The 5,663-nt window shown below is 65.0% G+C and carries 5 protein-coding genes; 1 reads left to right on the top strand and 4 read right to left on the bottom strand.

The features are described from left to right. The first annotated feature begins 163 nt into the window (after positions 1–163). Complete coding sequence (gene ngr / locus DW178_RS09765; protein ID WP_118351013.1) at positions 164–775, top strand: nigerythrin; 612 nt, start codon at positions 164–166, stop codon at positions 773–775. Positions 776–896: 121 nt separating this feature from the next. On the opposite strand, the gene DW178_RS09770 is transcribed toward ngr, so the two are convergent. From DW178_RS09770 to DW178_RS09785, 4 genes are all read right to left on the bottom strand, one after another. Beyond that, positions 897–1,421: a metallophosphoesterase family protein gene (locus DW178_RS09770; RefSeq protein WP_118351015.1), complete on the bottom strand. Its 525-nt coding sequence runs from the start codon at positions 1,419–1,421 to the stop codon at positions 897–899. A 60-nt stretch (positions 1,422–1,481) separates the two neighbouring features. Continuing rightward, the gene (locus tag DW178_RS09775) at positions 1,482–2,969 is read right to left on the bottom strand and encodes a helix-turn-helix transcriptional regulator (RefSeq protein WP_158574174.1); all 1,488 of its coding nucleotides are present in this window, start codon (positions 2,967–2,969) and stop codon (positions 1,482–1,484) included. 202 nt (positions 2,970–3,171) lie between these two features. Beyond that, entirely contained in the window at positions 3,172–4,917 is a 1,746-nt protein-coding gene (locus DW178_RS09780; RefSeq protein ID WP_118351018.1) for an FAD-dependent oxidoreductase, read from the bottom strand. Further along, positions 4,907–5,515 carry a cytochrome c3 family protein gene (locus tag DW178_RS09785; protein WP_118351020.1) on the bottom strand — a complete coding sequence of 203 codons (609 nt, stop codon included), beginning with the start codon at positions 5,513–5,515 and terminating at the stop codon, positions 4,907–4,909. Before DW178_RS09785 ends, DW178_RS09780 begins: the two co-directional genes overlap by 11 nt. Positions 5,516–5,663: the final 148 nt, after the last annotated feature.

Genomic DNA, 5,663 nt, shown 5'->3' on the forward strand with positions numbered 1-5,663 from the left:
CGAACCTGGATAGGAGAATCTGAACCCCCATCAACTTTACGCCGTCTGCGGCCGATTGGCGCTTGCGCTCGGGCGGAGGGCCGGGTATTCTATAGCTATTGAGATTGATTCTCATTAATGATTCCAAGCAGAACCACTACTTCAGACGAGAAGGAGTATCACCATGAATAAGCGCACCGAGCTGCCCACTGCAGAGAATTCCTCCAACTTCAACCGCATCGCCGGCGCAACCTGCCAGGTCGGCACCACGCTGGAGAACCTGAAGGCCGCCGTGTGCGGCGAGACGGGCGCTTCCGCCAAGTACGCCGCCTGCGCCAAGCTAGCCAAGGAGAAGGGCTACGAGCAGCTGGGCCGCCTGTGGGAGGCCACCAGCGCCGCCGAGCAGGTGCACATCCGCCTGGAGGCCGGCCTGGTCGAGGAGCTTGAGCCGGGCTACGAGCGCCCCACGGCCGACGCCCCCGAGCTGGAGGAGATCGATCTGAACCTGATCGCCTCCGCCAACGGCGAGATCTTCGAGACCTCCGACATGTACCCGGGCTTCATCGCGAAGGCCCAGGAGGAGGGCAACGACAAGGCCGTCCAGGTGTTCACCAAGGCCAAGCTGGCCGAGGCCGTGCACGCCGAGCTGTATCTGCAGGCGTACAACAACATCGACGCCGCCGATGACGACTCCTACTTCCTGTGCCCGGGCTGCGGCTACATCGAGAAGGGTTCCGCCGCCCCCGAGAAGTGCCCGATCTGCGGCGCTCCCGCCAAGGTGTTCAAGCAGTTCTAAGCTGCAGGCAAACGAGAGCGTTCCACCCCGGGTCGAGCAAAAGCTCGACCCTTTTCGTTTCCGTGGGGGGATTGCCGGCAACACGCATGCGGCCGCCCGATTGGGCGGCCGCATCGCTTCCTTACTTCCCCATCTCCAGCAGCACTTCACCTTCGAGCGATTCCACGCGGGCAGCTCGCACGCGGCCCGCTTCCAGCTCGATGAAGCCGACCGACGCCGGGAACCCGCCGCGCGGTCGGCTGCAGCTTCCCGGGCAGATGAACAGGCTGGCCGGGTACGCGTCGCGACCGGCGAGGATCTCAGGGATATGGGTATGCCCGTGCACGCATACCTGCGGCAACGGGTCCCCCGGCGCGATGGCTCGCGAGCCGTTGAAACCGATACGGGCATCGTTGGGATAGTGCGCCACCAAAAAGCGCACGCCGTCGATGACCGGATAGGCGAATCGGGTCACGTTCTTGCCGTACTCATCGTAGTCGTTGTTGCCCAGCACCGCCGTGGTGGGCGCCATGATCTGCAGCTCGCGCAAAATGCCGGGGTCGCAGATATCGCCCGCATGGATGATATGGTTGCAATACGCCAAAGCGCCCAGCGCCGCATCGGGCAGGCGCCCATGCGTATCCGAGATCAGTCCAACCAGCTTCATGCAAGCATCACCTCTCCCTTTAGGCGCGGCAACCGCGGGCGCTCGGCCGCGAACAACGCCCTACCCCTTCTCCACCAGGTCGATCAGGTCTTGGTGCGAGTGGATATCCAGCTTCGCGTATATATGCTTGACGTGGGCTTTCACCGTGTTGCGCGATACCACCAGCTGCTCCTGGATGTAGGCGCGGTCGCGGCCGCGCGCGAGCATTTGGAACACCTCGAGCTCGCGCGGGGTCAGGCTGTACTGGCTTGCCAGCGCCCGGCAGCGCTCGTCGAATGTAGCCTTCGGCGCCTCGACCGCCGCCGTCTCGACCGGCGTCACGCCATCGATGACCTCGCGGAAGCTGAACCGCCGCAGCCCGATGAGCGCATAGCCGACGAACAGCAAGATCAACACCGCGGCGAACAAGTCGAATAACGGCGTGCCCATGCCGGCAAGCACATTCGCGCGCACGCCCACCGCCGCACCCAACGTAGACCCCAGACCCGAGATGCCGCGACCCCACGCGAACGCCGCCACCGCGCCGCGGCTGTTGCGCGCCGCCACCGCGATGAGCACGGCCCATGCAACCATGTCGAACAGCATGTTGCCCGTGGACAGCAGCAACACCGTTGCGGTACTCGAGCGCGGCAAATCCATGGTCATGGCCAAGAAGCCCGCCACGATGAGCAGCACCGACACCTGCACGAGCAAATCGGCGGGGAACCGTTTCTCGGACAGCAACGCCCAAACGGCCACCATCGCCACGGGCAGGATCACGAAAAACGACGACAACGGCACGCCGTCCACCTCGCCGAAGCGCAGCGAGCAGCCGAACGCCACGCGGAACAGGAACAGGCACACGAACAACTGGCTTGCCAGCGGCAAGAACGACGACGGGCGCGTGACCGAGAAATCGTGCGGCGCCTCGCCGGCCTGCGTCTGTTCGAGCACAGGACGCGCATCGCGCCACGACAGGGCCCATGCGGCGAAGGGAGTCGCCAGGAAGAACACCATGCCCACCCACACAGGCAAAAGCCACGCAAACGCCGACGCCACAGCCTGCGCCACGAACGCCAGCGGGATCAGCACGCTTGCCTGAGCGGTGGACAGCCGCGACGCGGCGATGCCCGCGGTCAACGCGCACCAGGCGCGTCCAACCGCCAACGCGCACGACGTCAGCACCAGCAACGGCGCGCTTCCCAACCCCAGCGCCAATGGAAGGGCGCAGCCTGCCGCCGTAAGGGCAAGGGCGCCCGCGTTCAACGCCCGCACATGCAAAAGCGCAGGTCGAAAGGTCGCCAGCAAACCGACAGCTATGAGCACCGCCGCGTTAGCCGTGATGGATATGTCACGCGCGTAGGTGAACACCCCGTCGAAGAACGGGAACACGGACACGTTCATAAACGATGAGACGGAAAGCACCAGCGACAGCGCGGCGAACGAGCGCCAGAACGCCGGCGTGAATAAGTCGCGCACGTTAGCGCGACCGGCTTCGGTATGCACATCGGCGGCTTTCTCGTGGACGTTCACAGCTTGGCCTTCGCCGTATGTCATCTTCTTCGTCATGCATCCCATTCTAGCATGCTGCGATTCACATCCGTTGGTAGCTGGCAGCCCGTCTTACCTTGCGACAGCCCTCGTCGCCACGCGCCAACGTCGCACCCACCGACAACGGGAAAGCGCCGCGCACCCGAAGGTGCACGGCACTCCATAGGTTAGCGCACAGCGAGCGTTCGCGATCCGCGAACCCGCAGGACACCGGCAGGCCCTACGCCTGGCCGGTTGCCGCCAGCATGCCGGCGCGACGGCCTTCGACCATGGTGCGGCCGCAGGCCAGGCCCGTGAACAGGTTCGGGTAGCTGGTACTGAAGAAGCCGCCCGAGCAGTCGCCGGCCATGTACAGGCCCTCGATCTCGGAACCGTCCTCGCGGAAGGGGTGCATGTTCGTGTCGATGCGCACGCCGTCGAGCGTGGCCAGGAACCATGCGCCGGTGCGGATGCCGTAGTACGGCGGGGTCTTCAGCGGCATCAGACGGTAGGGCTCCTTGTTGTAGTCCTCGTCCTTGCCGTTCTCCGCCATCTGGTTGTAGCGGTTGAACGTCTCCACGAAGTTGTCCACCGGGATGTTCAGCTTCTGCGCCAGCTCCTCGGGGGTGTCGGCCTTCTGCAGATAGCCCTTCTCCAGCAGCGGATCGAAGAACATCTTCGGCATCAGGTTGATGCTCATGTTCGACGGGCTGCCGTTATCGAACGGGTACAGGCGGCAGCAACCCACCTCGTTCATCTGCTTGACCTGCTCGACATAGTCGCTGTCGAAGATGTCGCAGTAGGTGTGGCCGGGCTGCATGACGGTGGAGTGCAGCATGTAGTCGTACGGGCCGGACTCGTTGCAGAAGCGCTTGCCGTTAAGGTTGACCTTCATGAACGGCTGCTCGCCGAACCAGTACCACTCGCCCACGATGCCGTCGCCCGCCTTCTCGTCGGGCTTGACGGCCGCGCGGTTGAACATGCATGCGGCGCCGATGGGGTCCATCTGGCCGCCGGCCCACAACGCGGCCTTGATGCCGTCGCCCGTGGGGTTGCCGCCGGTGCCGTTACGGCCGATGGAGATGCGCATCTTCTGGTTCCAGGGCTGGCGTGCCTCCATCATCTCCAGGTTGTTGCCGTAGCCGCCCGTCGCCAAGATGACGCCCTTGGGAGCGTTGATGCGAATGTAGTGGCGGTCGTTCACGTCGCGGGCGATGACGCCGACCACACGGCCGCTCTCGTCCTGCTCCAGCTTGATGAGCTCGGTGGACCAGCGGAATTCGGCGCCCTTCTCCTCGGCGTACTCCTTAAGCGACACGCCGAAGTTGAAGTTCTTGTCCTCCTTGCCCTTGTCCGTCTTGTTCGGGCTGTGGCCGGTCGCCCACGCCTTGTCGCGCGCGCCCTGGCCCTCCGTGCCGACAGAGCCTTCGAACTGCATGACCAGACGGCCGTCGCGCTCGACAATCTCGGTAAGCCAATCGATCAGGGAGCCGGATTCGTTCGCCCACACCTTCACCAGGTCGTAGTTGATGAAGCCGTTGGCATAGCGGACGATGTCCTCCATGGCCTCCATCTTGTCGATCTTGAACTGCGGGTACTCGTCGAACGAGGCAAGCTGCAGCTTCGAGTCGATGGCGCCGATGTCCTCGCGCGGGGCGAGCACGGTGGAGGTGCGGTCGATGCCGAGCACCTTCGCACCGTTCTCGGCGGCGGAGATGACGGCGGGCAGGCCGGCGGTGCGGCAGCCCACGACCAGCACCTCGGCGTCGATGGTCTCGGTGATGTCGCGCTCGGCGACCTCGGGAGCCTGGCCCAGCCAGCTGGGCGTGCCGGGCACCTGGCCGGCGCTCGCGTTTACCGGCTCCTCGCCGGCGGGGACGGTGTAGCCGTTGCCGCAGCCGGTCAGCGCGCCCATGGCGGCGGCGCCGATGGCGGTGATGCCCGCGCCCTTGAGGAAAGTGCGGCGGTCGAGTCCGTTATGCTGCATTCGGGGCCTCCCATCCCTCGGGCATGTTCAGTTTGTGGCACTGGTTGCACATGAGGACGCTCTTCTCGTGAGCCTTGTGGCAGTCGCCGCACTCGAGCGCCAGGTCCTGGTGGCTGCTATGAGGGTTGAACTGCTCGCCATTGCCCTCGAAGCCCCAGGTGCTGGCGACCACGTCGTCCATGTCGTGGCAGCCGCTCTTGGCGCAGAACTCCTCGCTGGCCATGTCGGCGCCATCGGCCAGCTTCGTACCGTCGGCGGTCATGGGATAGTCGTCGGAGGTCCACTTCATGACCTCGCCCACCTGCTCGGTGATCACGGGCTCATGGCAGCTCAGGCAGTTGTTGCCCGCCTCGGCGTGCGCGGTCACCAGCATGCCCTGGTCGCCGCTGTAGTACGTGTCGACGTAGCTGTCCATGGGGCTGTGGCAGATGGAGTTGCAGAAGCTGGGCGTCTCGTGCCACACCCAGAAACCCGCGCCCGCCACCACGATCACGGCAGCCACGACGCCGCCGATGATCCAGCCGCGCTTGGCCTTGCGCTTCGGGGAAGGAGCTTGCGCACCATCACCGGGCTGGGAGAACTTTTCGTCTTCAGCCATTCGTTCCTCTCCTTTTCTTCGGAACCTTCGGCAAGCCCGGCGGGTGCGACGACGCTCGAGGAAGACGTCTGCGACCGAATGGCGGCCGCATGCTGGCGAAAGCGACGCGTTGCGCCGTGCCTCACCCGCCGGACTTGCCGCGGGGCCC

This window comes from Eggerthella sp. AM16-19 (assembly GCF_003474385.1).
GTDB lineage: Bacteria > Actinomycetota > Coriobacteriia > Coriobacteriales > Eggerthellaceae > Senegalimassilia.